Below are 26,728 nucleotides of genomic sequence, written 5' to 3' on the forward strand. Positions count from 1 at the left end.
CCACTGACACGGAACAACGGCACACACGCCGCCGGGTCAGCGGAGAAAAGCGAAAATAAACGCTTGACTCTGAAAGAGGAAAGCGTAATATACGCCACCTCGCAACGGTGAGCGAAAGCCGCGTTGCACTGCTCTTTAACAATTTATCAGACAATCTGTGTGGGCACTCAAAGTGACATGGATTCTTAACGTCGCAAGACGAAAAATGAATACCAAGTCTCTGAGTGAACATACGTAATTCATTACGAAGTTTAATTCACGAGCATCAAACTTAAATTGAAGAGTTTGATCATGGCTCAGATTGAACGCTGGCGGCAGGCCTAACACATGCAAGTCGAGCGGTAGCACAGAGAGCTTGCTCTCGGGTGACGAGCGGCGGACGGGTGAGTAATGTCTGGGAAACTGCCTGATGGAGGGGGATAACTACTGGAAACGGTAGCTAATACCGCATAACGTCGCAAGACCAAAGAGGGGGACCTTCGGGCCTCTTGCCATCAGATGTGCCCAGATGGGATTAGCTAGTAGGTGGGGTAACGGCTCACCTAGGCGACGATCCCTAGCTGGTCTGAGAGGATGACCAGCCACACTGGAACTGAGACACGGTCCAGACTCCTACGGGAGGCAGCAGTGGGGAATATTGCACAATGGGCGCAAGCCTGATGCAGCCATGCCGCGTGTATGAAGAAGGCCTTCGGGTTGTAAAGTACTTTCAGCGGGGAGGAAGGTGTTGAGGTTAATAACCTCAGCAATTGACGTTACCCGCAGAAGAAGCACCGGCTAACTCCGTGCCAGCAGCCGCGGTAATACGGAGGGTGCAAGCGTTAATCGGAATTACTGGGCGTAAAGCGCACGCAGGCGGTCTGTCAAGTCGGATGTGAAATCCCCGGGCTCAACCTGGGAACTGCATTCGAAACTGGCAGGCTAGAGTCTTGTAGAGGGGGGTAGAATTCCAGGTGTAGCGGTGAAATGCGTAGAGATCTGGAGGAATACCGGTGGCGAAGGCGGCCCCCTGGACAAAGACTGACGCTCAGGTGCGAAAGCGTGGGGAGCAAACAGGATTAGATACCCTGGTAGTCCACGCCGTAAACGATGTCGACTTGGAGGTTGTGCCCTTGAGGCGTGGCTTCCGGAGCTAACGCGTTAAGTCGACCGCCTGGGGAGTACGGCCGCAAGGTTAAAACTCAAATGAATTGACGGGGGCCCGCACAAGCGGTGGAGCATGTGGTTTAATTCGATGCAACGCGAAGAACCTTACCTACTCTTGACATCCAGAGAACTTAGCAGAGATGCTTTGGTGCCTTCGGGAACTCTGAGACAGGTGCTGCATGGCTGTCGTCAGCTCGTGTTGTGAAATGTTGGGTTAAGTCCCGCAACGAGCGCAACCCTTATCCTTTGTTGCCAGCGGTTCGGCCGGGAACTCAAAGGAGACTGCCAGTGATAAACTGGAGGAAGGTGGGGATGACGTCAAGTCATCATGGCCCTTACGAGTAGGGCTACACACGTGCTACAATGGCGCATACAAAGAGAAGCGACCTCGCGAGAGCAAGCGGACCTCATAAAGTGCGTCGTAGTCCGGATTGGAGTCTGCAACTCGACTCCATGAAGTCGGAATCGCTAGTAATCGTAGATCAGAATGCTACGGTGAATACGTTCCCGGGCCTTGTACACACCGCCCGTCACACCATGGGAGTGGGTTGCAAAAGAAGTAGGTAGCTTAACCTTCGGGAGGGCGCTTACCACTTTGTGATTCATGACTGGGGTGAAGTCGTAACAAGGTAACCGTAGGGGAACCTGCGGTTGGATCACCTCCTTACCTTAAAGAACCTGCCTTTGTAGTGTCCACACAGATTGTCTGATGAAAAGTAAATAGCAAGGCGTCTTGCGATTGAGACTTCAGTGTCCCCTTCGTCTAGAGGCCCAGGACACCGCCCTTTCACGGCGGTAACAGGGGTTCGAATCCCCTAGGGGACGCCACTTGCTGGTTCGTGAGTGAAAGTCACCTGCCTTAATATCTCAAAACTCATCTTCGGGTGACGTTTGAGATATTTGCTCTTTAAAAATCTGGATCAAGCTGAAAATTGAAACGACACACATGTTATGTGTGTTCGAGTCTCTCAAATTTTCGCAATTTGATGATGAATCGAAAGAAACATCTTCGGGTTGTGAGGTTAAGCGACTAAGCGTACACGGTGGATGCCCTGGCAGTCAGAGGCGATGAAGGACGTGCTAATCTGCGAAAAGCGCCGGCGAGGTGATATGAACCTTTGACCCGGCGATGTCCGAATGGGGAAACCCAGTGTGTTCCGACACACTATCGTTAACTGAATACATAGGTTAACGAGGCGAACCGGGGGAACTGAAACATCTAAGTACCCCGAGGAAAAGAAATCAACCGAGATTCCCCCAGTAGCGGCGAGCGAACGGGGAGCAGCCCAGAGTCTGAATCAGCTTGTGTGTTAGTGGAAGCGTCTGGAAAGTCGCACGGTACAGGGTGATAGTCCCGTACACGAAAGCACACTTGCTGTGAACTCGAAGAGTAGGGCGGGACACGTGGTATCCTGTCTGAATATGGGGGGACCATCCTCCAAGGCTAAATACTCCTGACTGACCGATAGTGAACCAGTACCGTGAGGGAAAGGCGAAAAGAACCCCGGCGAGGGGAGTGAAAAAGAACCTGAAACCGTGTACGTACAAGCAGTGGGAGCCTACTTGTTAGGTGACTGCGTACCTTTTGTATAATGGGTCAGCGACTTATATTCTGTAGCAAGGTTAACCGTATAGGGGAGCCGAAGGGAAACCGAGTCTTAACTGGGCGTTAAGTTGCAGGGTATAGACCCGAAACCCGGTGATCTAGCCATGGGCAGGTTGAAGGTTGGGTAACACTAACTGGAGGACCGAACCGACTAATGTTGAAAAATTAGCGGATGACTTGTGGCTGGGGGTGAAAGGCCAATCAAACCGGGAGATAGCTGGTTCTCCCCGAAAGCTATTTAGGTAGCGCCTCGTGAACTCATCTTCGGGGGTAGAGCACTGTTTCGGCTAGGGGGCCATCCCGGCTTACCAACCCGATGCAAACTACGAATACCGAAGAATGTTATCACGGGAGACACACGGCGGGTGCTAACGTCCGTCGTGAAGAGGGAAACAACCCAGACCGCCAGCTAAGGTCCCAAAGTCATGGTTAAGTGGGAAACGATGTGGGAAGGCACAGACAGCCAGGATGTTGGCTTAGAAGCAGCCATCATTTAAAGAAAGCGTAATAGCTCACTGGTCGAGTCGGCCTGCGCGGAAGATGTAACGGGGCTAAACCATGCACCGAAGCTGCGGCAGCGACGCTTATGCGTTGTTGGGTAGGGGAGCGTTCTGTAAGCCGTTGAAGGTGGCCTGTGAGGGTTGCTGGAGGTATCAGAAGTGCGAATGCTGACATAAGTAACGATAATGCGGGTGAAAAGCCCGCACGCCGGAAGACCAAGGGTTCCTGTCCAACGTTAATCGGGGCAGGGTGAGTCGACCCCTAAGGCGAGGCCGAAAGGCGTAGTCGATGGGAAACAGGTTAATATTCCTGTACTTGGTGTTACTGCGAAGGGGGGACGGAGAAGGCTATGTTAGCCGGGCGACGGTTGTCCCGGTTTAAGCATGTAGGCGGGAGTTTTAGGTAAATCCGGAACTCTTTTAACGCTGAGGTGTGATGACGAGGCACTACGGTGCTGAAGTAACAAATGCCCTGCTTCCAGGAAAAGCCTCTAAGCATCAGGTAACATCAAATCGTACCCCAAACCGACACAGGTGGTCAGGTAGAGAATACCAAGGCGCTTGAGAGAACTCGGGTGAAGGAACTAGGCAAAATGGTGCCGTAACTTCGGGAGAAGGCACGCTGATGTGTAGGTGAAGCCCCTGCGGGTGGAGCTGAAATCAGTCGAAGATACCAGCTGGCTGCAACTGTTTATTAAAAACACAGCACTGTGCAAACACGAAAGTGGACGTATACGGTGTGACGCCTGCCCGGTGCCGGAAGGTTAATTGATGGGGTTAGCGGCAACGCGAAGCTCTTGATCGAAGCCCCGGTAAACGGCGGCCGTAACTATAACGGTCCTAAGGTAGCGAAATTCCTTGTCGGGTAAGTTCCGACCTGCACGAATGGCGTAATGATGGCCAGGCTGTCTCCACCCGAGACTCAGTGAAATTGAACTCGCTGTGAAGATGCAGTGTACCCGCGGCAAGACGGAAAGACCCCGTGAACCTTTACTATAGCTTGACACTGAACACTGGTCCTTGATGTGTAGGATAGGTGGGAGGCTTTGAAGCGTGGACGCCAGTCTGCGTGGAGCCGCCCTTGAAATACCACCCTTTAATGGCTGGTGTTCTAACGTAGACCCGTAATCCGGGTTGCGGACAGTGTCTGGTGGGTAGTTTGACTGGGGCGGTCTCCTCCCAAAGAGTAACGGAGGAGCACGAAGGTTAGCTAATCCTGGTCGGACATCAGGAGGTTAGTGCAATGGCATAAGCTAGCTTGACTGCGAGAGTGACGGCTCGAGCAGGTGCGAAAGCAGGTCATAGTGATCCGGTGGTTCTGAATGGAAGGGCCATCGCTCAACGGATAAAAGGTACTCCGGGGATAACAGGCTGATACCGCCCAAGAGTTCATATCGACGGCGGTGTTTGGCACCTCGATGTCGGCTCATCACATCCTGGGGCTGAAGTAGGTCCCAAGGGTATGGCTGTTCGCCATTTAAAGTGGTACGCGAGCTGGGTTTAGAACGTCGTGAGACAGTTCGGTCCCTATCTGCCGTGGGCGCTGGAGAATTGAGGGGGGCTGCTCCTAGTACGAGAGGACCGGAGTGGACGCATCACTGGTGTTCGGGTTGTCATGCCAATGGCATTGCCCGGTAGCTAAATGCGGAAGAGATAAGTGCTGAAAGCATCTAAGCACGAAACTTGCCCCGAGATGAGTTCTCCCTGACCCTTTAAGGGTCCTGAAGGAACGTTGAAGACTACGACGTTGATAGGTCGGGTGTGTAAGCGCAGCGATGCGTTGAGCTAACCGATACTAATGAACCGTGAGGCTTAACCTTACAACGCCGAAGCTGTTTCGGCGAAGAGACAGACACGATATTTTCAGCCTGATACAGATTTAACAGAATTTGCCTGGCGGCTTTAGCGCGGTGGTCCCACCTGACCCCATGCCGAACTCAGAAGTGAAACGCCGTAGCGCCGATGGTAGTGTGGGGTCTCCCCATGTGAGAGTAGGGAACTGCCAGGCATCAAATTAAGTAGTAAGCCGGTGCATTAATCCGGTGGTTACAAGCAGTCTTCGGTGGAGCGGTAGTTCAGTCGGTTAGAATACCTGCCTGTCACGCAGGGGGTCGCGGGTTCGAGTCCCGTCCGTTCCGCCACTTATTAAGACATCAAGCCTGCCTAAAAGGCAGGCTTGATGGTAAGAAACTTTAGGGGCGTAGCTCAGTTGGTAGAGCACCGGTCTCCAAAACCGGGTGTCGCGAGTTCGAGTCTCTCCGCCCCTGCCATATAGAATCCTTTGCTTCGGCAAAGGATTTTTTTTTGCCTGTAATACGACAAACACCTCTTCTAATAAAGAAGCCTGCATCTCTGCAGGCTTTTTGCGTTAGTCCATGATATTGATTTTTAGAAGATCTTTAATCTGCGACTGCTTATCGCTGTTCTGCAGCCAAATAGCATATAACGGTCTGGAAAGCGTCGTGGAATCTGCGACGGTATGCAGACCCGGTCTGCTGTCTGCCCAGCGAGTAGGTAGCCAGGTGCAGCCCTTTAATAAAGGCAGCTGCTGGCAGGCAATCTCCGCAGAGCTTGTTGTTAACTGGGGGACATCATCGCTGGCAATCAACCCAGACTCATGTTGCTGAAAATCCGGGCCCCATTCCAGACGCAGATAATTCAGGTCGGCTTTCATCATTGACGGCTCAGACGCATAAAGCGCAAGACCAAACTGCCCTACGATCTGGCTGCTAAATTCGTCCATCTTGGGGGCTTCTGTCGTGATCAGAAGATCAAGTTGACGCTCATGGAGTTGCTTAACCAGCGACTGACGTTGCGCAATTCTGGCCTCAAATTGCAGATGCCCGTGTGAATGATACAACCGGCTCAACCATTGACTGAGCATGCATTCCCACAGGGATGCGCTGGCCCCAATCGAGAATTCATTGTGTCTTGAGGTATGCGCAACCTCTTTACGTGCCGCTTGCCAGGTGTTCATCAATGTCTCCGCATACGGAAGCAGTTTTTCACCGGCAGGCGTGAGGCGGATATTGTTGCGATGGCGGGTAAAAAGATTCACACCCAGTTGATTTTCCAGCTGTCGAATACGAAAACTGACTGCTGACTGCGTCAGGTAAAGGGCTTCAGCGGCTCGCCCGAAGTGACGCGTTCTGCTCACTTCAAGGAAAGTTTTTAGCAATTCCGTATCCACATCTTTCTCCACAAAATTATTTGTCGTTATGATTTAAATGTTTTGTTTTACACTCTGTCAAGCGTAACTAATACTCCGCGCCATAAATAGCTCGGCCAAAGAATTAGGAGCGTGTAGGATGGCGGAAAGCTTTACGACGACTAATCGTTTTTTCGACAATAAACATTATCCGCGCGGGTTCTCTCGTCACGGCGATTTCACCATCAAAGAAGCTCAACTGCTTGAGCGCCATGGTTATGCCTTTAACGAGCTGGATCTGGGTAAGCGCGAACCTGCTACCGAAGACGAGAAACAGTTTGTTTCTGTATGCCGTGGTGAGCGTGAGCCGGAGTCTGAAGCAGAACGTGTATGGATCAAGTACATGGCACGCATTAAGCGTCCAAAGCGCTTCCATACACTGTCTGGCGGTAAGCCGCAGATGGAAGGTGCAGAAGACTACACAGAGTCTGACGACTAAGATGGTGAGAAGGGGCTACGGCCCCTTTTTTATGCCAGCAACTTCTGCAGATGCAGCAGCAAACGGTCGATAGCGCGATAGCTCAGCGCTTCCTGCAGATGTTTCCTCTCAATATCATCACACCCCTCCACGTCAGCAATGGTTCTGGCCACTTTCAACAGACGCTGCCACGCACGTATGGACAGCCCAAACCGCGTCAATGTCTCTTCCAGCCACCCCGCATCCTCACTGTTAAGTGAGCAAAACTGTCGGATCCCGGCATTATCCAGCCGCGCATTCAGTCTGTTCTGACGAGCATACTGTCGCGCCTGCGCCGCGATAACCCGCTCGCGAACATTCACAGAGCTTTCACTCTGTATACCCGTCTGCCTGAGCAGGCCAGGCGGTGGAAGCGGGATTTCCAGTGATAAATCGAAACGATCGAGGAATGGGCCGGACAGCTTTCCCAGATAGCGCAGCGTCTGCTCTGGCGTGCAGCGGTTATGATTCCCCTGATAGTGTCCCGTGGGGCTGGGGTTCATCGCCGCGACGAGCTGAAACCTGGCGGGATAGCTTATTTTGGCACGCGTGCGTGAGATATGTATCTCGCCGGATTCAATGGGTTCCCTCAGTGCATCCAGCACGCGGCGCTCAAATTCAGGCAGCTCATCGAGAAACAGAATGCCATTGTGCGCCAGTGAGATCTCACCCGGCCCCGGAATAGACCCACCGCCAACCATTGCCGTCAGTGAAGCGCTATGATGCGGGGAACGAAAAGGACGTCGACGCCACTGTTTTTGCAGCGACGTAGAACCGCTCAGGCTATATATCGCGGCGCTTTCCAGCGCTTCATGATTATTAAGCGATGGGAGCAACCCACTCAACCTGCTCGCCAGCATGGTTTTACCCGTACCCGGTGGGCCAATCAGCAGAAGATTGTGTCCACCCGCTGCCGTGATCTCCAGCGCCCGTTTCCCTTGCTCCTGTCCCATAATCTCGCTGAGATCCTCTGTTACATCCGTTACCTCATCGTCACACTCCTCCGGTTCGGACAGCTCATGTCGCCCTTCCAGCCAGGCACACACTTCCTGAAGATGCCCCGCTATAAGGCATCCCTTTTCTGCAATAAGACTCACCTCTGATGCGTTTTCATTGGCGACAATGATTTGCCGCCCAGCACGGATTGCCTCCAGCGCTCCGGATATTGCACCGGGAACGCCTCTTAACGCGCCTGTGAGCGCGAGTTCGCCCACGAACTCGTACGAGCCTAGCCTGGTTGTATTAAGCTGCTCAGAAGCCGCGAGAAGCGCAATCGCGATAGGTAAATCGTATCGTCCCCCCTCTTTGGGTAGATCGGCGGGGGCAAGGTTGATGGTAATCTTCTTCGCGGGGAAGGTATAACCGCTATTTATTATTGCGCTGCGAACGCGATCTCTCGCCTCTTTAACCGTCGTTTCAGGTAGCCCGACAAGCGTGAGTCCCGGCAGCCCATTACTCAAATGAACCTCTACGGAAATGAGCGGTGCCTTCACCCCGAGAGCCGCACGCGTATAAACAACTGACAGTGACATTTGCACTACCTCCTGGTGTGACTATGCCAGCGCCTGCATGGACTTTTTAGCGTCATTTTGTGAATTTACGGCACCTGTTCAGGTATTTTCATGCCGCATTCATACCATTGCATAATCATGGAAGCCTTCTCGCAGAACCTAAAAAACTGCGTTTTGACGCTGTAGTCCGCCGTGAAAAAAATGAAAAATATTCATTTTCTATTTTCCTCATATAAAACAACGATTTTAAGAAATATGATTTGCTGGCTAATCAAATGAGTCATAAATAAATCTTGTGTTTGTTTTGAATTCTGTGATAACTCTTTAGGTATTCCTTCGAACAAGATGCAGAAAGAACTGAAAATGACAGCCCTTCTACGAGTGATTAGCCTGGTCGTGATTAGCGTGGTGGTGATTATTATCCCACCGTGCGGGGCTGCACTTGGACGAGGAAAGGCTTAGAAATCAAGCCTTAACGAACTAAGACCCCCGCACCGAAAGGTCCGGGGGTTTTTTTATGACTAAAAAACGTAAACGAGGAGCAGAGCATGACGACTAGCACAAAATTCTGTTTCTCCAGTTTTATGACGGGGAACTAACTATGAATGGGGCACAATGGGTTGTACATGCGTTGCGCGCGCAGGGAGTGGAAACCGTATTCGGTTATCCGGGTGGCGCAATTATGCCGATTTACGATGCACTGTATGACGGCGGCGTGGAACACCTGTTGTGCCGACACGAGCAGGGTGCAGCGATGGCGGCCATTGGTTACGCTCGTGCCACGGGCAAAACTGGTGTCTGCATGGCCACTTCAGGCCCAGGCGCAACTAACTTAATCACCGGTCTGGCGGATGCCCTGCTGGATTCCGTTCCCGTTGTCGCCATCACCGGCCAGGTGGCGTCTCCGTTCATCGGTACCGATGCTTTCCAGGAAGTCGACGTCCTTGGTTTATCGCTGGCCTGCACCAAACACAGCTTCCTCGTCCAGTCTCTGGAAGAGCTGCCGCGCGTAATGGCAGAAGCGTTCGAAGTGGCAAGCTCCGGTCGTCCTGGTCCGGTTCTGGTCGATATCCCGAAAGATATCCAGGTGGCACCTGGCGATCTGGAACCCCACTTCTCTACCGTTGAAAGCGACAATGCGTTTCCGGATGCGGAAGTTGAAGAGGCTCGTCAGATGCTGGCGCAGGCGAAACAGCCGATGCTGTACGTCGGCGGTGGCGTCGGCATGGCGCAGGCCGTTCCAGCCCTGCGCGAATTTATTGCAACAACGCAGATGCCAGCGACCTGCACGTTGAAAGGTCTGGGTGCCGTAGACGCGAACTACCCATACTATCTGGGCATGCTGGGGATGCACGGCACCAAAGCGGCAAACCTGGCGGTGCAGGAGTGCGACTTGCTCATCGCCGTAGGCGCCCGTTTTGACGACCGCGTCACCGGCAAGCTGAATACCTTTGCGCCGAACGCCAAAGTCATCCATATGGATATCGACCCGGCGGAGATGAACAAGCTGCGTCAGGCGCACGTCGCGCTGCAGGGCGATCTCAACGCGCTGTTACCGGCACTGCAGCAGCCGCTGGATATCAACGCGTGGCGTCAGCACACCGCAGACATGCGCGCCGAGCACGCCTGGCGTTACGACCATCCCGGCGAGGCCATCTACGCGCCGCTGCTGTTGAAGCAGCTGTCCGACCGTAAACCGGCTGACAGCGTCGTCACCACCGACGTAGGCCAGCACCAGATGTGGTCCGCGCAGCACATGACCTACACCCGCCCGGAAAACTTCATCACCTCCAGCGGGTTAGGGACGATGGGCTTCGGTCTGCCAGCAGCCGTTGGCGCGCAGGTTGCCCGCCCGAACGATACCGTTATCTGTATCTCCGGTGACGGCTCCTTCATGATGAACGTTCAGGAGCTCGGCACCGTTAAGCGTAAGCAGTTGCCGCTGAAAATCGTCTTGCTCGACAACCAGCGTTTAGGGATGGTTCGCCAGTGGCAGCAGCTGTTCTTCCAGGAGCGTTACAGCGAAACGACGCTCACCGATAACCCCGATTTCCTCACCCTGGCCAGCGCCTTTGGCATCCCTGGCCAGCACATCACCCGTAAAGATCAGGTTGAAGCGGCGCTCGACACCATGCTGAACAGCGATGGGCCTTACCTGCTTCATGTCTCAATCGACGAACTCGAGAACGTCTGGCCGTTGGTACCGCCTGGTGCCAGTAACTCACAAATGATGGAGAAATTATCATGATGCAGCATCAGGTCGCCGTACAGGCCCGCTTCAACCCGGAAACCTTAGAGCGCGTTTTGCGCGTGGTGCGTCATCGTGGTTTTCAGATTTGCTCTATGAATATGGAAACGGCCACAGACGCCCAGAACATCAGTATCGAATTAACCGTTGCCAGCCCGCGGCCGGTCGACTTACTGTTTAGCCAATTATCAAAACTGGTAGACGTTGCCCATGTTGCCATCTGCCAGAGCACAACCACATCACAACAAATCCGCGCTTAAGCGTGACAGGACGAAAAAATGACGACAAAAAAAGCTGATTACATTTGGTTCAACGGTGAGATGGTTCGCTGGGAGGACGCGAAGGTCCACGTGATGTCCCACGCGCTGCACTACGGTACCTCCGTGTTTGAAGGCATCCGTTGCTACGACTCTCACAAAGGACCAGTGGTGTTCCGCCATCGCGAACACATGCAGCGTCTGCATGACTCAGCCAAAATTTATCGTTTCCCGGTTTCTCAAAGCGTTGATGAGCTGATGGAAGCCTGTCGCGAAGTGATCCGTAAAAACAACCTGACCAGCGCCTATATTCGTCCGCTGGTCTTCGTGGGCGACGTCGGCATGGGCGTGAACCCGCCAGCCGGTTACAACACCGATGTGATCATTGCCGCGTTCCCATGGGGCGCCTACCTGGGTGCTGAAGCCCTGGAGCAGGGGATCGACGCAATGGTCTCTTCCTGGAACCGCGTGGCGCCAAACACCATTCCGACCGCCGCTAAAGCAGGCGGTAACTACCTTTCTTCCCTGCTGGTTGGTAGCGAAGCGCGCCGCCACGGCTATCAGGAAGGTATCGCCCTGGACGTGAATGGCTACATCTCTGAAGGTGCGGGCGAAAACCTGTTTGAAGTGAAAGACGGCATCCTGTTCACGCCGCCGTTCACCTCGTCCGCGCTGCCGGGCATCACCCGTGACGCCATCATCAAGCTGGCGAAAGATCTGGGTATCGAAGTGCGCGAGCAGGTGCTGTCCCGCGAATCCCTGTATCTGGCCGATGAAGTGTTCATGTCCGGTACCGCGGCTGAAATCACGCCGGTGCGCAGCGTAGACGGTATTCAGGTGGGCGAAGGCCGCTGTGGCCCGGTCACCAAACGTATTCAGCAAGCGTTCTTTGGCCTCTTCACCGGCGAAACAGAAGATAAATACGGCTGGTTGGATCAGGTTAATCACTAAGTATAAATTTGGGACGGCACGCACCGTCCCATTAAATAGTCAGACGGGAGTAAATAAAGCATGCCTAAGTATCGTTCAGCCACCACCACCCACGGCCGTAATATGGCGGGTGCCCGCGCACTGTGGCGCGCCACCGGAATGACCGACGCCGATTTCGGCAAGCCGATTATCGCCGTGGTGAACTCCTTCACCCAGTTCGTACCGGGCCACGTGCACCTGCGCGATCTCGGCAAACTGGTTGCCGAGCAAATCGAAGCCTCCGGCGGCGTGGCGAAAGAGTTCAACACCATTGCGGTGGATGACGGTATCGCGATGGGGCACGGGGGCATGCTCTATTCACTGCCATCGCGCGAGCTGATCGCCGACTCGGTTGAGTACATGGTTAACGCCCACTGCGCCGATGCGATGGTCTGCATCTCCAACTGCGACAAAATCACCCCGGGGATGCTGATGGCCTCCCTGCGCCTGAATATTCCGGTGATCTTCGTCTCCGGCGGTCCAATGGAAGCGGGGAAAACCAAGCTCTCCGACAAAATCATCAAGCTCGACCTGGTCGATGCGATGATCCAGGGCGCTGACCCGAAAGTCTCTGACGAGCAGAGCGGCCAGGTTGAGCGCTCCGCGTGTCCGACCTGCGGCTCCTGTTCCGGTATGTTTACCGCCAACTCCATGAACTGCCTGACCGAAGCGCTGGGTCTTTCTCAGCCGGGTAACGGCTCGCTGCTGGCGACCCACGCCGACCGCAAACAGCTGTTCCTTAACGCCGGTAAGCGCATCGTTGAATTGACTAAACGCTACTACGAGCAGGACGATGCCAGCGCGCTGCCGCGCAACATCGCCAGCAAAGCCGCGTTTGAGAACGCCATGACGCTGGATATCGCCATGGGCGGTTCCACCAACACCGTTCTGCACCTGCTGGCCGCCGCGCAGGAAGCCGAAATCGACTTCACCATGAGCGACATCGACAAGCTGTCCCGTAAAGTGCCGCAGCTGTGTAAAGTCGCGCCGAGTACCCAGAAATATCATATGGAAGACGTACACCGCGCGGGCGGCGTGCTGGGCATTCTGGGCGAGCTGGATCGTGCGGGCCTGATGAACCGTGAAGTGAAAAACGTGCTCGGCCTGACGCTGCCGGAGTCGCTGGACCAGTACGACGTGATGCTGACCAAAGACGACGCGGTGAAAAAAATGTTCCGCGCGGGCCCTGCCGGCATCCGTACCACCCAGGCGTTCTCACAGGATTGCCGCTGGGATACCCTGGACGATGACCGCGCCGAAGGCTGTATCCGCTCGCTGGAGCACGCCTACAGCAAAGATGGCGGCCTGGCCGTGCTGTACGGTAACTTTGCGGAAAACGGCTGCATCGTGAAAACCGCAGGCGTGGACGACAGCATCCTGAAATTCACCGGTCCGGCGAAAGTGTACGAAAGCCAGGATGAAGCGGTAGAGGCAATTCTCGGCGGCAAAGTGGTGGAAGGCGACGTGGTGGTCATTCGCTACGAAGGGCCGAAAGGCGGTCCGGGCATGCAGGAGATGCTCTACCCAACCACCTTCCTGAAATCCATGGGACTCGGTAAGGCGTGTGCGCTGATCACCGACGGGCGTTTCTCCGGCGGCACCTCCGGCCTCTCCATCGGCCACGTTTCCCCGGAAGCGGCAAGCGGCGGCAACATTGCGATCATCGAAGACGGCGATCTTATCGAAATCGACATTCCGAATCGCGGCATTCAGCTCAAGCTGAGCGATCGGGAAATTGCGGCCCGTCGTGAAGCGCAGGAAGCCCGCGGCGACAAAGCCTGGACGCCGAAAGACCGCCAGCGCGAAGTCTCCTTCGCCCTGCGCGCCTACGCGAGCCTTGCCACCAGTGCAGATAAAGGCGCGGTGCGCGATAAATCTAAACTTGGGGGCTAATGATGGCCGAGTCACAACCCTTATCCGCCGCCCCCGAGGGGGCGGAATATCTGAGAGCGGTGCTACGCGCGCCGGTCTATGAAGCCGTGCAGGTCACGCCCCTGCAGAAAATGGAAAAACTCTCTTCGCGCCTCGACAACGTCATTCTGGTGAAGCGCGAAGACCGTCAGCCGGTGCACAGCTTCAAGCTGCGTGGCGCCTACGCGATGATGGCCGGGCTGACCGACGAGCAGAAAGCGCGCGGTGTGATTACCGCCTCGGCGGGAAACCACGCCCAGGGCGTTGCGTTCTCGTCTGCCCGTCTGGGGCTGAAAGCGCTGATCGTGATGCCGGTCGCTACCGCAGACATCAAAGTCGATGCGGTCCGCGGTTTCGGCGGTGAAGTCCTGCTCCACGGGGCTAACTTCGACGAAGCAAAAGCCAAAGCGATTGAGCTGGCGCAGCAGCAGGGTTTCACCTGGGTGCCGCCGTTCGACCACCCGATGGTGATTGCCGGGCAGGGCACGCTGGCGCTTGAGCTGCTGCAGCAGGATGCCCATCTCGACCGCGTGTTTGTGCCGGTCGGCGGCGGTGGCCTGGCTGCGGGCGTCGCGGTGCTGATCAAACAGCTGATGCCGCAGATCAAAGTCATCGCCGTTGAAGCGGAAGACTCTGCCTGCCTTAAGGCGGCGCTGGATGCGGGTCATCCGGTAGACCTGCCGCGCGTCGGGCTGTTTGCCGAGGGCGTGGCGGTGAAGCGCATTGGGGATGAAACCTTCCGCCTGTGCCAGGAATATCTCGACGACATCATCACCGTCGATAGCGACGCCATCTGCGCGGCGATGAAAGATCTGTTCGAGGATGTGCGTGCGGTGGCGGAACCTTCCGGCGCGCTGGCGCTGGCGGGCATGAAAAAATACATCGCGCAGCACAATATTCGCGGCGAGCGGCTGGCGCACGTGCTGTCTGGTGCAAACGTGAACTTCCACGGCCTGCGCTACGTTTCCGAGCGCTGCGAGCTGGGCGAACAGCGTGAGGCGCTGCTGGCGGTGACCATTCCGGAAGAGAAGGGCAGCTTCCTGAAGTTCTGCCAGCTGCTGGGCGGACGTTCGGTAACGGAATTTAACTACCGTTTTGCCGATGCCAAAGACGCCTGCATTTTTGTCGGCGTGCGTCTGAGCCGCGGCGTGGAGGAGCGCAAAGAGATCCTCAACCTGCTGCATGAGGGAGGCTACAGCGTGGTCGATCTCTCTGACGACGAGATGGCGAAGCTGCACGTGCGCTACATGGTCGGCGGGCGTCCATCGAAGCCTCTCAGGGAACGTCTGTTCAGCTTCGAGTTCCCGGAATCGCCGGGCGCGTTGCTCAAGTTCCTGCACACGCTGGGCACGCACTGGAACATCTCTCTGTTCCACTACCGCAGCCACGGCACCGACTACGGCCGCGTGCTGGCGGCGTTCGAACTGGGCGAGCACGAGCCGGATTTCGAAACGCGGCTGAACGAGCTGGGCTATGAGTGTCACGACGAAACCCATAACCCGGCGTTCCGCTTCTTCCTCGCGGGCTAAGGGTTGAGCTGCGTGTAGGCCGGGTAAGCGCAGCGCCACCCGGCTTTAGTGGTTCGGCAATATCTTCCAGAACGCATCAATAAGCGGCTCATGCAGCCGCTTTTTTTGTGCGCACACGCCAAGCTCAAACGGCGTTTTCTCGTCGCTGCGCTCTAAAATCATCACGCGATTGCGCACCGGCTCCGGGCTGTTGTCCAGCACCACTTCCGGCAGCAGCGCCACGCCGCAGCCCAGCGCCACCATCGACACCATCGCCTCATGGCCGCCGACCGTGGCGTATATCGACGGGTTGCTGATCTTCTGACGGCGGAACCACAGCTCAATGCGGCGGCGCACCGGCCCCTGATCGGCCATGATAAACGGCACCGTGGACCAGTCCGGTTTCTCCACCGACACCTGATTACGCACCGGGCAGGGCAGCGCCGGGGCAATCAACACCACTGCCAGATTTTCCAGCATGGAGAACGCCACCGCGCCCGGCAGGGTTTCGGGTTTCCCGGCAATGGCGAGATCCGCTTCGCCCGTCACCACTTTTTCCATTGCGTCGGCGGCATCGCCGGTGGTGAGCTTAATTTCGACCGACGGATGCGCCGCGCGGAAGCGGTCGAGAATGGGCGGCAGATGGCTATAGGCGGCGGTCACGGAGCAGAAAATATGCAGCTCGCCGGAAAGCGACGGCCCTTGCTGGTCGATGGTGTGTCGCAGCTGCTGGTACTGCAACAAGGTCTGCTGGGCAAAGACGCGCAGTTCTTCACCGGCCTCCGTCAGCGTGACGGTGCGGTTATCGCGCACGAACAGCGGCTGGCCGAGGTCTTCCTCAAGGCGCTGGATCTGGCGCGAAAGCGTGGAGGGGCTGACGTGCATCGCCCGGGCGCTGCGGCCAAAGTGACGGCTTTCCGCCAGGTGCAGGAACATTTTCAGATCGCGTAAATCCACCGATTCCACTCCCTCTTTTTACATTGCAAAAACTGCAACGTGACGTTGTGAATATATCAATTTCCGCAATAAATTTCCTGTTGTAATGTGGGTACATTCTCGCTGAAACGCGAACCGAACAATAAGACACACAACATCACGAGGTATCACCCATGGCTAACTACTTTAATACACTGAACTTGCGCCAGCAGCTGGCGCAGCTGGGCAAATGCCGCTTCATGGCGCGCGATGAATTTGCCGATGGCGCGAGCTACCTTCAGGGTAAAAAAGTGGTCATCGTCGGCTGTGGCGCGCAGGGTCTGAACCAGGGCCTGAACATGCGTGACTCCGGGCTGGATATCTCTTACGCCCTGCGTAAAGAAGCGATTGCCGAAAAGCGTGCTTCCTGGCGTAAAGCGACCGAAAACGGCTTCAAAGTGGGTACCTACGAAGAGCTGATCCCGCAGGCGGATCTGGTGGTTAACCTGACGCCAGACAAGCAGCACTCAGACGTTGTGCGTTCCGTACAGCCGCTGATGAAAGACGGCGCGGCGCTGGGTTACTCCCACGGCTTCAACATCGTGGAAGTGGGAGAGCAGATCCGTAAAGACATCACCGTAGTGATGGTGGCACCGAAGTGCCCGGGTACCGAAGTCCGTGAAGAGTACAAACGTGGTTTCGGCGTGCCGACCCTGATCGCGGTTCACCCGGAAAACGATCCGAAAGGCGAAGGCATGGCGATTGCCAAGGCATGGGCAGCGGCGACTGGCGGCCACCGTGCGGGCGTTCTGGAATCGTCCTTCGTTGCTGAAGTGAAATCTGACCTGATGGGCGAGCAGACCATTCTGTGCGGCATGCTGCAGGCCGGTTCTCTGCTGTGCTTCGACAAGCTGGTGGAAGAAGGCACCGACCCGTCCTACGCGGAAAAACTGATTCAGTTCGGCTGGGAAACCATCACCGAAGCGCTGAAGCAGGGCGGCATTACGCTGATGATGGACCGTTTGTCCAACCCGGCAAAACTGCGTGCTTACGCGCTGTCTGAACAGCTGAAAACCATCATGGCACCGCTGTTCCAGAAACACATGGATGACATCATCTCCGGCGAATTCTCTTCCGGCATGATGGCGGACTGGGCGAACGACGATAAAAACCTGCTGACCTGGCGCGAAGAGACCGGTAAAACCGCGTTTGAAAACGCTGCACAGTTCGACGGCAAAATCAGCGAGCAGGAGTACTTCGATAAAGGCGTACTGATGATCGCGATGGTGAAAGCAGGCGTTGAGCTGGCATTCGAGACCATGGTGGACTCCGGCATCATCGAAGAGTCCGCGTACTATGAATCACTGCACGAGTTGCCGCTGATCGCGAACACCATCGCCCGTAAGCGCCTGTATGAAATGAACGTGGTTATCTCTGATACCGCAGAATACGGTAACTACCTGTTCTCTTACGCCTGCGTACCGCTGCTGAAAGAGTTTATGACCACTCTGCAGGCAGGCGATCTGGGCAAAGCGATTGCAGAAGGTGCGGTTGACAACGCGCAGCTGCGTGACGTAAACGACGCGATCCGCAGCCACGAAATCGAGAAAGTGGGCCAGAAACTGCGCGGCTACATGACCGATATGAAGCGTATCGCGGTCGCAGGCTAAATCGACGAATCGGGTGGCGAAAGCCACCCGACATGTTTCAGCTACGCAGTACTGCGCCAGGGTATCCCAGCTGGCGCCACGCCTCATACACCACTACCGACACCGCATTCGACAGGTTCATGCTGCGGCTGTCCGGCATCATCGGGATACGAATTTTTTGCTCGGCTGGCAAGGCATCAAGAATGGTGGCTGGCAGGCCGCGCGTTTCCGGGCCAAACATCAGATAATCCCCGTCCTGATAGCTCACCGCGCTATGCGCTGGGGTGCCTTTGGTGGTCAGGGCGAACATGCGATGCGGTTTTTCGGCTTCCAGAAACGTGGCGTAATCGTGATGGCGAACGACGGCAGTAAATTCATGGTAATCCAGCCCCGCGCGACGCAGGCGTTTGTCGTCCCACGCAAAGCCCATCGGCTCAATGATATGCAGACGAAAACCGGTGTTGGCGCACAGTCGGATGATGTTGCCGGTATTGGGTGGTATTTCTGGTTCGAATAAAACGATGTTAAGCATGCTGCCCCCTTAATTGCGGGGGCAGAATAGCATCCCCTCACCCCTTTGGGGAGAGGGCCAGGGTGAGGGGATCAGACCTTAAGCAGCGTCGCCATGCGACAGCGGGGCCAGCGCCGCAGGCAGTTTACTCAACTCCTGCACCAGCGAATCCTTGCTAATTTCGCTAATCGTCTTCGCACCGGTCAGCGTCATCGCCACCTTCATCTCTTTCTCGATCAGGTTCAGCAGGTTCGCCACGCCCGCCTGACCGCTGGTGGCCAGCGCGTACAGGTACGCGCGACCCAGCAGCACGCTGTCTGCCCCCAGGGCAATCATGCGCACCACGTCCAGCCCGTTACGAATGCCGCTGTCGGCCAGAATCGCGATGTCCCCTTTCACCGCATCGGCGATGGCGGGCAGCGCGCGGGTAGAAGAGAGCACGCCGTCGAGCTGGCGTCCGCCGTGGTTAGAGACCACGATCCCGTCCGCGCCGAAGCGCACCGCGTCGCGGGCATCTTCCGGGTCGAGGATCCCTTTGATCACCATCGGGCCGTCCCAGAATTCGCGGATCCACTCCAGGTCTTTCCACGAGATGGACGGATCGAAGTTATTTGCCAGCCAGCCGATGTAATCTTCCAGTCCGGTTGGTTTGCCGAGATAGGTCGAAATATTTCCCAGATCGTGTGGACGTCCGTTCAGACCCACATCCCACGCCCACTGCGGGTGGGTGACGGCCTGCCAGTAGCGGCGTAGCGCGGCGTTTGGGCCGCTCATGCCGGAGTGCGCATCACGGTAGCGCGCGCCGGGCGTTGGCATATCCACGGTAAAGACCAGCGTAGAGCAGCCCGCCGCTTTCGCGCGCTCCAGCGCGTTACGCATAAAGCCGCGATCGCGCAGGACGTACAGCTGGAACCACATCGGGCGCTTGAGGGTCGGGGCGACCTCTTCAATCGGGCAGACGGACACGGTGGAAAGCGTAAACGGAATGCCTTTAGCATCCGCCGCGGCGGCGGCCTGCACTTCGCCACGTCGGGCGTACATACCGCACAGGCCTACGGGCGCGAGCGCCACCGGCATGGAAAGCGTTTCGTTAAACAGCTTCGTCTCAAGGCTCAGGTCAGACATATTCTTCAGCACGCGCTGGCGCAGGGCCACCTCCGACAGGTCTTCCACGTTGCGGCGCAGGGTATATTCGGCATACGCCCCGCCGTCGATGTAGTGGAACAGGAAAGGGGGCAAAATGCGCTGCGCCGCGGCGCGATAATCACTGGCTGCTGAAATAATCATGCTTTGTTCTCCCTGGAAATATCACTCTCGCCAGGCAGACGGGTAATACGCGCCTGTCGGGCCTGATCTTCATCGAATCGTTTAATGGTGGTGTGCACGAAGCCGAGATGCGCCATCATCGCCTTTCGCGCGGCCTCGGCATCGCCCGCCAGAATGGCGTTGAGCACCGCCTCGTGCTGTTCGGTTAGCTGAGCAAAAACCGGCGGGACCAGATACATACGCTGGCGGCTCTGCTTTACGGAGGACTGCAGCAGGTCGAAGAACCCGCGCATGGTCTGCAGCAGAACCACGTTGTGCGACGCCTCGGCAATCGCCAGATGAAACCGCACGTCCGCCTGGGAGGCGATATCCGGATCGCTGCTTTGCGTGGCTTCGAAACAGGCTTTGAGCTTCTCTTTGTCAGCCTCGGTTGCCCGCATTGCTGCGTGCCACGCGGTGCTGGTTTCGATGGCGTGACGCGCTTCGAGGATGTCAAAGCTGTAGTCTGGGTCGTTTTCCATCAGCGTTTTCAGCGGCTGGACGATGTTTTGCTCGGACCAGTCATCATGCTGCCAGCGCACGAAAGTACCGCCGCCGCGACGGCTCAGCAGCACCCCTTCGTTAACCAGCGTTGCCAGCGCCTCGCGCAGTGAATTGCGCGACACGCCAAGCTGGGCGGCAAGCTGGCGTTCGGCGGGCAATTTCATGCCCGCTTCCAGATGTTGTTCTTCAATCAGCGCCCGCACGCGAGTGGCAATCTCGTCGGAGAGGCGTCTGGGCATCACTATCATGGAATCATCCAGGTTAAGACATAGGCCTGCAGCGTGGTAATAACGCCCACCATGCAGGTAAATATCAGGCTGTGTTTAACGGTAAAGCGGAACAGATCTGACTCTTTACCCACCAGTCCCACCGCGGCACAGGCAATGGCGATGGACTGCGGGGAAATCATCTTCCCGGTCACGCCGCCGGTGGTGTTAGCGGCGACCAGCAGCACGTCCGACACGCCAATCTGCTGCGCTGCCGTCGCCTGCAGGGCGGCAAACAGGGCGTTTGATGAGGTATCGGAACCGGTCAGGAACACGCCCAGCCAGCCGAGGAACGGCGAGAAGAAGGTAAACGCGTGGCCGGTATGCGCCAGCGCTAACGCCAGCGTCGAAGACAGGCCGGAGTAGTTCGAGATAAACGCGAACGCCAGCACCATGCCGATGGAGTAGATCGGCAGCATCAGCTCTTTAATCGTTGCTGCAAAGGTCTGCACTGCGGCGGCAGGCTTCATGCGCAGCCACACCACGGAAAGGATAGCGGCAAACAGAATGGCCGTGCCGGTAGCGGAGAACCAGTCAAATTTGAACACCGCCGCATACGGCGTGGCGTCGTGCACCACCGGCGGCATACGCGCAACCATCTTGTCGAGGAACGGCACGGAGATGTTAATCACCATGTCGTACAGCGCGCCGCCAGGCGCGAACAGCGCTTTAAACGGTGGAACGCTCCACAGCGTCACGGTGGCGGTCAGGAACAGGAACGGTGACCAGGCGCGGACGATCTGCCCGGCCGTATAGCCCGTGCGGGCCAGAGTCTGATCCACATGTGAGGCACCCATATCGGCAAAGCGGAAGATGCGCACCGGCTGCCAGCGTTTCAGGAACAGCGTCAGACAGACCAGCGACACCAGGGAAGAGATAATGTCCGGCAGTTCAGGGCCGAGGAAGTTGGAGCTGAGATACTGGGCAATCGCGAACGAACCGCCCGCCACCATCACCGCTGGCCAGGTCTCTTTCACGCCGCGCCAGCCGTCCATAATCGCCATGATCCAGAACAGCACGATGATGGTCAGGAACGGTAACTGGCGGCCCACCATCTGGCCGATCTCAAAGCTGTCCAGCCCGGTCACCTGTCCGGCCACCAGAATCGGGATCCCCATCGCGCCGAAGGCTACCGGCGCGGTATTCACAATCAGGCACAGGCCCGCGGCATACAGCGGGTTAAAGCCCAGACCCACCAGCAGCGCCGCGGTGATCGCCACCGGCGCGCCAAATCCTGCCGCCCCTTCCAGAAATGCTCCGAAGGAGAAGCCGACGATCAGCATCTGCAAACGCTGGTCCGGCGTGATGGAGAGAATAGACGAGCGAATGATGTCGAACTGCCCGGTTTTTACCGAGATTTTGTAGACAAAGACGGCGGCGATGATGATCCACGCAATCGGCCACAGTCCGTAGAAGAAGCCATAGACGACGGAGGCCAGCGCGCGATCGACCGGCATTTTGTAGAAAAACAACGCCACCATCAGGGCGATGGCAACGGTATACGTCGCGGCGAGGTAGCCCTTCAGCTTGAGCTTAATCAGCGCAAAGAAGAAGAACAGGATCGGAAGCGATGCGATCAGGCTCGACAGCCAGATATTCCCGGCCGGATCGTAGTTTTGTTGCCAGAGGCTCATGCAGGTCTCCTGGGGACCACACAGTTAGCGTTGCGGGTGAGTCTCCGCTCATCTCTGCGTCACAGTCTGTGTAAAAGTGGTCCTGCCAATGTTGTGTTGTAGGGTTAATGACAACAAATGGTTAACCAAATGTTATGGCCAGGCAATGAGTTTGTGAGCGAAAATAATGGAATTGTGAACCAGGGGAGGAAGAAAAGGGGAATTGGTTGGGCCAATTTGAAGCGGGGTGGGGTCTGATGCCCTCACCCCGGCCCTCTCCCACAGGGAGAGGGAGAAAACCGCACCGTACAGTCCCCTCGCCCCTTTGGGGAGAGGGTTAGGGTTAGGGTGAGGGGAATAAGAATCAGAACGCGGTCTTACAAAAGCCCGTCATCTCTTTCAGGCCCATTTCGCGGCCAAGCTCGGTCATCGGGTGCACCACCACCAGGCCACGGACGCTTTTTTTCAGCTTGCCCATGTCGGCTTGCTCTTTTTTGGTGATCGCACGGCGGTGCGGCATGTTCATCAGCTTTTGCGCTTCTTTGCTCAGCTTCTGGCCCTTCACTTCGCGCAGACGCTCGATTTCTGTTTCCAGCGTGGCAGCTTCTTTCTCTAGCTCGGCGTACTTCTCAGCGGAATCAACCAGGGAGAGGCCAGCCATCTGGTGACGGATCAGATCCAGACGGTCGCTCAGGCGTTTAATTTCGTTCTTTTCGACTTCTTTCATGACAAATGACTCTAAATCGGGGGAATTTACAGGAAGGATACACCAATGTGCGCAGGCTTACTTCTGAAACGCTTTTTTTAAGCTGATTCGGGAAATCAGCTCAGTCAGGGAAAGTACCATGGTGGAACGGACAACCTGTTGATAACGCAGCTTTTGCATCGCGTACAGCTCAGGGTCGCTGTTATCAAAATGGGGCGCAGGGGGCAATGCGGTGACGCAGTGTAATTCGCCGAAAGGCCCAAGAATTTCATCATCAGTAAAGGTGTACTCATTACCGTCATGATTTAACTCTTCGCGTAATGCCATCAGCAATTCAGCGTCTTCATACTCTGGCCTGCTTAGCACGCCAAGGCCGTAAATCAGCTTCAGACGCACTGAAAGATCGCCCAGCGGTCCGTCTCCGTCCAGTAACGGTTCTACAGCATATTTTACCGCGTAGTCGTCTTTGCGAAACACCTGAAGCACCAGGATATTGACCGCCTCAGTTAACAGCTCGACGGCGGCAATCAGGAAACTTCGTACGGTTTTGCCAGCATTCAGACGCTCAAGCACACGGTTTTCAAAGGCCTGGGTTTGTTCCATTATTGCCTGCATATCTGACAATCTGTTATTCGGGCGCAGGCTAACCTGCGCCGGACTCTGTATCATTTGGTTGCGTTATATGCGCTTACCGCCTCCGCCACCACGTCGCTGTTGGCGTCCAGACCGGAAATCTGCGCCAGCGCAGCCTGCGCGCCGTTGTCATCAATCAGCTGAGCCAGCTCAATCGCCTGCGGATCCTGCTCGCTGCGGTAGTGCATTGCGGCCGCGATCCCTTTCACCAGGTTGGCGTGCGGCAGGCCGTATTCCAGCGTGCCCAGCAGCGGCTTAATCAGGCGATCGCCCGCGCTCAGTTTACGCAGCGGCTGACGACCCACGCGCTCAACGTCATCTTTCAGATACGGGTTTTCAAAACGACCGAGGATTTTCTGGATGTATGCTGCGTGTTTATCAGCATCAAAACCGTAGCGTTTGATCAGCACCGCGCCGCTCTCTTCCATTGCCCCTTTCACCACCGCGCGGATCTTCTCATCGAGGATCGCGTCACGAATGGTCTGATGACCGGCCAATTTTCCGAGGTACGCGGTTATAGCATGACCCGTGTTCAGCGTGAAGAGTTTACGTTCGACAAATGCCATCAGGTTATCAGTTAATTCCATCCCCGGGATGGTAGGCAGGGTGCCTTTAAACTGGGTTTTATCGACGATCCACTCGCTGAAGGTTTCAACGGTCACTTCCAGCGGGTCGTTGGTTGCAGATTCTGATGGCGGTACGATACGGTCAACGGCGGAGTCGACAAAGCCGACGTGCGCTTCAACCCATGCTTTGTCTTCGTCAGCGACAGCCGCCAGAACGTGACCTTTCAGCTGCGTGGTGCCACGCACCATGTTTTCGCAGGCGATGATGTTCAGCGGAGCGTCGTTGCCCTGTGCTTTACGCTTCGCCAGACCTTTTGCCACCGCAGGCGCGATACGCTCAAGCACCACCGGACCTACCGCCGTGGTGACCAGATCAACGCTGGCAATCAGGTCGATAACGTCGTCGCCAATGCTGCTTACCGCATTCACGCCCGACACGGTTTCAACCTGCTCGTTTTCACCCACTACGTGGACCTGATAGCTATGACGGGCATTCAGGGCATCCAGGACCACCTGATTCACATCGGCAAACGTCAGCGTAATGCCCGCGTCTGCCAGCAGTTTGCCGATAAAACCACGGCCAATGTTACCTGCGCCAAAATGTAATGCTTTCATAGTATTAACCTTCATTAATGTTTTTACCCGAGAGGGCTGGGGTGAGGCTTTTCCCTCACCCTAACCCTCTCCCAAAGGGAGAGGGAATAGTTGGAACTTACTTGTTCAGCAGTGCCAGAACTTCGTCAACGCTTTCAGTCTGTGCCAGGCGCTCGATAACAGACTCATCGTCCAGCGCGTTGGTCAGGCTGGTAATCACCTGAATGTGCTCGTTGTTGCGTGCGGCAATACCAATCACCAGACGGGCGATGTCATCTTCTTCTTCGCCGAAGCGCACGCCGTCAGGGTACTGACAGAACACCACGCCCGTTTTCAGCACGCGGTCTTTTGCTTCAACCGTACCGTGCGGAACCGCGATGGATTCACCCAGGTAAGTTGGGGTCAGTTTTTCACGTTCCAGCATTGCGTCAACGTATTCTGGCTGAACGTAGCCGCCTTTCACCAGCTGCTCACCGGCAAAGCGAATCGCTTCTTCCTTGTTGGTCGCGGTACGACCGAGGAAGATGTTTTCCGCGCCCAGTTTGAACAGGTGAGCATTGCTCTCGTCGAAGCTGTCCTGCAGGCTGCTACGCACTTTGACTTCGTTATCTTCGTGACGCTGGGCCGCAACCAGACGCTCTGTCAGGCTGGTGTACAGGCCGCTGTCGAGGAAGTTAGTCAGCGAAATGTGCTGCGCCTGAGGCACCTGACGCATGGCGCGTTCGGTCAGATCGCGGTGCGTGATCACCAGGTCAACGTCCGGCGGCAGGCTATTAATCGCGCTGTTAGTGACAGAGATATTGGTCAGACCCGCATCCTGTACTTTCTTACGCAGCACGCCTGCACCCATTGCGCTGGAGCCCATACCGGCGTCACAGGCAACGATGATTTTACGCACGTGGCTCAGGTCGTTAGAGACATCGCCAGCGGCCAGCGGGGTAGCGCCTTTGGATTCCGCTTTCATGTCGTGCATACGACGGGTTGCCGCTTCGATATCGTCGTCTTCTTTCACTTTGCTGGTTTTCAGCAGGATAGACGCCACCACGAAGGAGACCGCCATCGCCGCACAGATCGCCGCGATGTTAGCGAAGTAAGCCCCTTTTGGCGTCATCGCCAGTACCGCCAGGATAGAGCCCGGAGATGCCGGAGAAACCAGACCACCGCCCAGCACGCTCAGCGTGAACACACCGGTCATACCGCCGAGGATAACGGCCAGGATCAGACGTGGGTTCATCAGCACGTACGGGAAGTAAATTTCGTGGATACCGCCCAGGAAGTGAATGATAGCCGCGCCGCCCGCAGACTGCTTAGCGCTGCCGCGACCAAAGAACATGTACGCCAGCAGAACGCCCATACCCGGACCCGGGTTCGCTTCAATCAGGAAGAAGATGGACTTGCCGAGGTCATGGGACTGCTGAATACCCAGCGGTGAGAAGATACCGTGGTTGATGGCGTTGTTGAGGAACAGGATTTTCGCCGGTTCAACAAAGATAGACGCCAGCGGCAGCATGTCGTGCGCAACCATGAAGTTAACGCCTGCTGCCAGAATTTTGGACAGCACTTCAACCGCGGGGCCAATGCCCATGAACGCCAGAATCGCGAGGATCATCCCGATGATGCCCGCAGAGAAGTTGTTCACCAGCATTTCGAAGCCGGATTTGATCTTGCCATCAACCCAGACGTCGAATTTCTTAATCGCCCAGCCGCCCAGAGGACCGGCAATCATGGCGCCGAGAAACATCGGCATATCCGCACCGACGATAACACCCATGGTTGTGATGGCACCCACGACGCCACCACGGTCACCGCCGACCAGACGACCACCGGTGAAACCGATGAGCAGTGGCAGCAGATAGGTAATCATTGGACCAACAAGCTTCGCCAGCGTTTCGTTAGGCAACCACCCTGTCGGAATGAACAATGCAGTGATGATACCCCACGCGATAAACGCGCCGATGTTTGGCATCACCATGTTGCTGAGGAAACGACCAAAGCTTTGAACTTTGATCTTGAAATCGGATGACATAAAACACCCCTTCTTATGTTTACGCTTAGGCTTGCGGCCCGAGGTTTATCGTTAATGTGCGGCGGCAGAGGTAGCCGTGCCCTGTTCTGATGCTGTGAAATCTGGCACTGAATCGTTCA

19 protein-coding genes, 3 tRNA genes and 3 rRNA genes are annotated in these 26,728 nt (G+C 56.2%); 14 read left to right on the top strand and 11 right to left on the bottom strand.

Features of this window, described 5'->3' with window-relative positions:
• The first annotated feature begins 273 nt into the window (after positions 1-273).
• The 6 genes from HV355_RS12140 to HV355_RS12165 all read left to right on the top strand — a co-directional run bounded on the left by HV355_RS12140 (position 274) and on the right by HV355_RS12165 (position 5,522).
• Positions 274-1,813, top strand: a 16S ribosomal RNA gene (locus HV355_RS12140).
• 85 nt (positions 1,814-1,898) lie between these two features.
• Positions 1,899-1,974 (top strand) — tRNA-Glu (locus HV355_RS12145).
• 192 nt (positions 1,975-2,166) lie between these two features.
• Positions 2,167-5,072, top strand: a 23S ribosomal RNA gene (locus tag HV355_RS12150).
• Positions 5,073-5,144: 72 nt separating this feature from the next.
• Positions 5,145-5,260, top strand: a 5S ribosomal RNA gene (gene rrf / locus HV355_RS12155).
• Together the 16S, 23S and 5S rRNA genes with 3 tRNA genes alongside form the textbook arrangement of a ribosomal RNA operon.
• 56 nt (positions 5,261-5,316) lie before the next feature.
• Positions 5,317-5,393 (top strand) — tRNA-Asp (locus HV355_RS12160).
• A 53-nt stretch (positions 5,394-5,446) separates the two neighbouring features.
• Positions 5,447-5,522, top strand: a tRNA-Trp gene (locus HV355_RS12165).
• 98 nt (positions 5,523-5,620) lie between these two features.
• On the opposite strand, the gene hdfR is transcribed toward HV355_RS12165, so the two are convergent.
• Positions 5,621-6,442, bottom strand: coding sequence for an HTH-type transcriptional regulator HdfR (hdfR, locus tag HV355_RS12170; RefSeq protein WP_182402035.1), 822 nt, complete (start codon positions 6,440-6,442; stop codon positions 5,621-5,623).
• 118 nt (positions 6,443-6,560) lie between these two features.
• Here hdfR and HV355_RS12175 point away from each other — a divergent pair, with 118 nt between their 5' ends.
• Positions 6,561-6,899: a DUF413 domain-containing protein gene (locus tag HV355_RS12175; RefSeq protein WP_023309658.1), complete on the top strand. Its 339-nt coding sequence runs from the start codon at positions 6,561-6,563 to the stop codon at positions 6,897-6,899.
• 29 nt (positions 6,900-6,928) lie between these two features.
• Here HV355_RS12175 and HV355_RS12180 read toward each other — a convergent pair whose 3' ends face one another.
• A complete protein-coding gene (locus HV355_RS12180) occupies positions 6,929-8,449 on the bottom strand; it encodes a YifB family Mg chelatase-like AAA ATPase (RefSeq protein ID WP_182402037.1) in 1,521 nt (506 codons plus the stop codon).
• A 342-nt stretch (positions 8,450-8,791) separates the two neighbouring features.
• Between HV355_RS12180 and ilvL the strand changes: the two genes are divergently transcribed.
• The 6 genes from ilvL to ilvA all read left to right on the top strand — a co-directional run bounded on the left by ilvL (position 8,792) and on the right by ilvA (position 15,342).
• Positions 8,792-8,890: an ilv operon leader peptide gene (gene ilvL / locus HV355_RS12185; RefSeq protein ID WP_001311244.1), complete on the top strand. Its 99-nt coding sequence runs from the start codon at positions 8,792-8,794 to the stop codon at positions 8,888-8,890.
• Between the two features lie 139 nt (positions 8,891-9,029).
• Positions 9,030-10,676, top strand: a complete 1,647-nt coding sequence (gene ilvG, locus HV355_RS12190; RefSeq protein ID WP_182402039.1) for an acetolactate synthase 2 catalytic subunit — start codon at positions 9,030-9,032, stop codon at positions 10,674-10,676.
• Complete coding sequence (gene ilvM, locus HV355_RS12195) at positions 10,673-10,936, top strand: acetolactate synthase 2 small subunit (RefSeq protein WP_003860184.1); 264 nt, start codon at positions 10,673-10,675, stop codon at positions 10,934-10,936. The genes ilvG and ilvM overlap by 4 nt, the downstream gene beginning before the upstream one ends.
• Positions 10,937-10,954: 18 nt before the next feature.
• Positions 10,955-11,884, top strand: a complete 930-nt coding sequence (gene ilvE, locus HV355_RS12200; RefSeq protein ID WP_014885677.1) for a branched-chain-amino-acid transaminase — start codon at positions 10,955-10,957, stop codon at positions 11,882-11,884.
• Between the two features lie 60 nt (positions 11,885-11,944).
• The gene (ilvD, locus tag HV355_RS12205) at positions 11,945-13,795 is read left to right on the top strand and encodes a dihydroxy-acid dehydratase (protein WP_182402041.1); all 1,851 of its coding nucleotides are present in this window, start codon (positions 11,945-11,947) and stop codon (positions 13,793-13,795) included.
• Between the two features lie 2 nt (positions 13,796-13,797).
• Positions 13,798-15,342, top strand: coding sequence for a threonine ammonia-lyase, biosynthetic (gene ilvA / locus HV355_RS12210; RefSeq protein WP_134348982.1), 1,545 nt, complete (start codon positions 13,798-13,800; stop codon positions 15,340-15,342).
• A 45-nt stretch (positions 15,343-15,387) separates the two neighbouring features.
• On the opposite strand, the gene ilvY is transcribed toward ilvA, so the two are convergent.
• The gene (ilvY, locus tag HV355_RS12215; protein WP_010436673.1) at positions 15,388-16,278 is read right to left on the bottom strand and encodes an HTH-type transcriptional activator IlvY; all 891 of its coding nucleotides are present in this window, start codon (positions 16,276-16,278) and stop codon (positions 15,388-15,390) included.
• A gap of 152 nt (positions 16,279-16,430) precedes the next feature.
• Here ilvY and ilvC point away from each other — a divergent pair, with 152 nt between their 5' ends.
• Complete coding sequence (gene ilvC, locus HV355_RS12220) at positions 16,431-17,906, top strand: ketol-acid reductoisomerase (protein WP_010436674.1); 1,476 nt, start codon at positions 16,431-16,433, stop codon at positions 17,904-17,906.
• A gap of 37 nt (positions 17,907-17,943) precedes the next feature.
• Here the strand turns inward: ilvC and trmL are convergent, their stop codons facing one another.
• The 8 genes from trmL to HV355_RS12260 form a co-directional block, all read right to left on the bottom strand.
• On the bottom strand, positions 17,944-18,417 hold the full coding sequence (gene trmL / locus HV355_RS12225; protein ID WP_182402043.1) for a tRNA (uridine(34)/cytosine(34)/5-carboxymethylaminomethyluridine(34)-2'-O)-methyltransferase TrmL: 474 nt from the start codon (positions 18,415-18,417) through the stop codon (positions 17,944-17,946).
• A gap of 78 nt (positions 18,418-18,495) precedes the next feature.
• Positions 18,496-19,683, bottom strand: coding sequence for an FMN-dependent L-lactate dehydrogenase LldD (gene lldD, locus HV355_RS12230; protein ID WP_182402045.1), 1,188 nt, complete (start codon positions 19,681-19,683; stop codon positions 18,496-18,498).
• Positions 19,680-20,453, bottom strand: coding sequence for a transcriptional regulator LldR (gene lldR, locus HV355_RS12235; protein ID WP_108418116.1), 774 nt, complete (start codon positions 20,451-20,453; stop codon positions 19,680-19,682). Before lldR ends, lldD begins: the two co-directional genes overlap by 4 nt.
• Positions 20,450-22,105, bottom strand: coding sequence for an L-lactate permease (lldP, locus tag HV355_RS12240; RefSeq protein WP_010436678.1), 1,656 nt, complete (start codon positions 22,103-22,105; stop codon positions 20,450-20,452). Before lldP ends, lldR begins: the two co-directional genes overlap by 4 nt.
• A gap of 343 nt (positions 22,106-22,448) precedes the next feature.
• Positions 22,449-22,811 (bottom strand): YibL family ribosome-associated protein, encoded by a 363-nt coding sequence (locus tag HV355_RS12245; RefSeq protein WP_010436679.1) that lies wholly within the window; start codon positions 22,809-22,811, stop codon positions 22,449-22,451.
• A 57-nt stretch (positions 22,812-22,868) separates the two neighbouring features.
• Positions 22,869-23,459 (bottom strand): mannitol operon repressor MtlR, encoded by a 591-nt coding sequence (mtlR, locus tag HV355_RS12250; protein ID WP_010436680.1) that lies wholly within the window; start codon positions 23,457-23,459, stop codon positions 22,869-22,871.
• Positions 23,456-24,604: a mannitol-1-phosphate 5-dehydrogenase gene (gene mtlD, locus HV355_RS12255; RefSeq protein WP_010436681.1), complete on the bottom strand. Its 1,149-nt coding sequence runs from the start codon at positions 24,602-24,604 to the stop codon at positions 23,456-23,458. The genes mtlR and mtlD overlap by 4 nt, the downstream gene beginning before the upstream one ends.
• A 97-nt stretch (positions 24,605-24,701) precedes the next feature.
• Complete coding sequence (locus HV355_RS12260) at positions 24,702-26,609, bottom strand: PTS mannitol transporter subunit IICBA (RefSeq protein ID WP_120159844.1); 1,908 nt, start codon at positions 26,607-26,609, stop codon at positions 24,702-24,704.
• Positions 26,610-26,728 lie beyond the last annotated feature (119 nt).

Origin of the sequence: Enterobacter sp. RHBSTW-01064, assembly GCF_014103035.1 — a bacterium.
In the GTDB taxonomy this organism is placed as follows: Bacteria; Pseudomonadota; Gammaproteobacteria; order Enterobacterales; family Enterobacteriaceae; genus Enterobacter; species Enterobacter mori.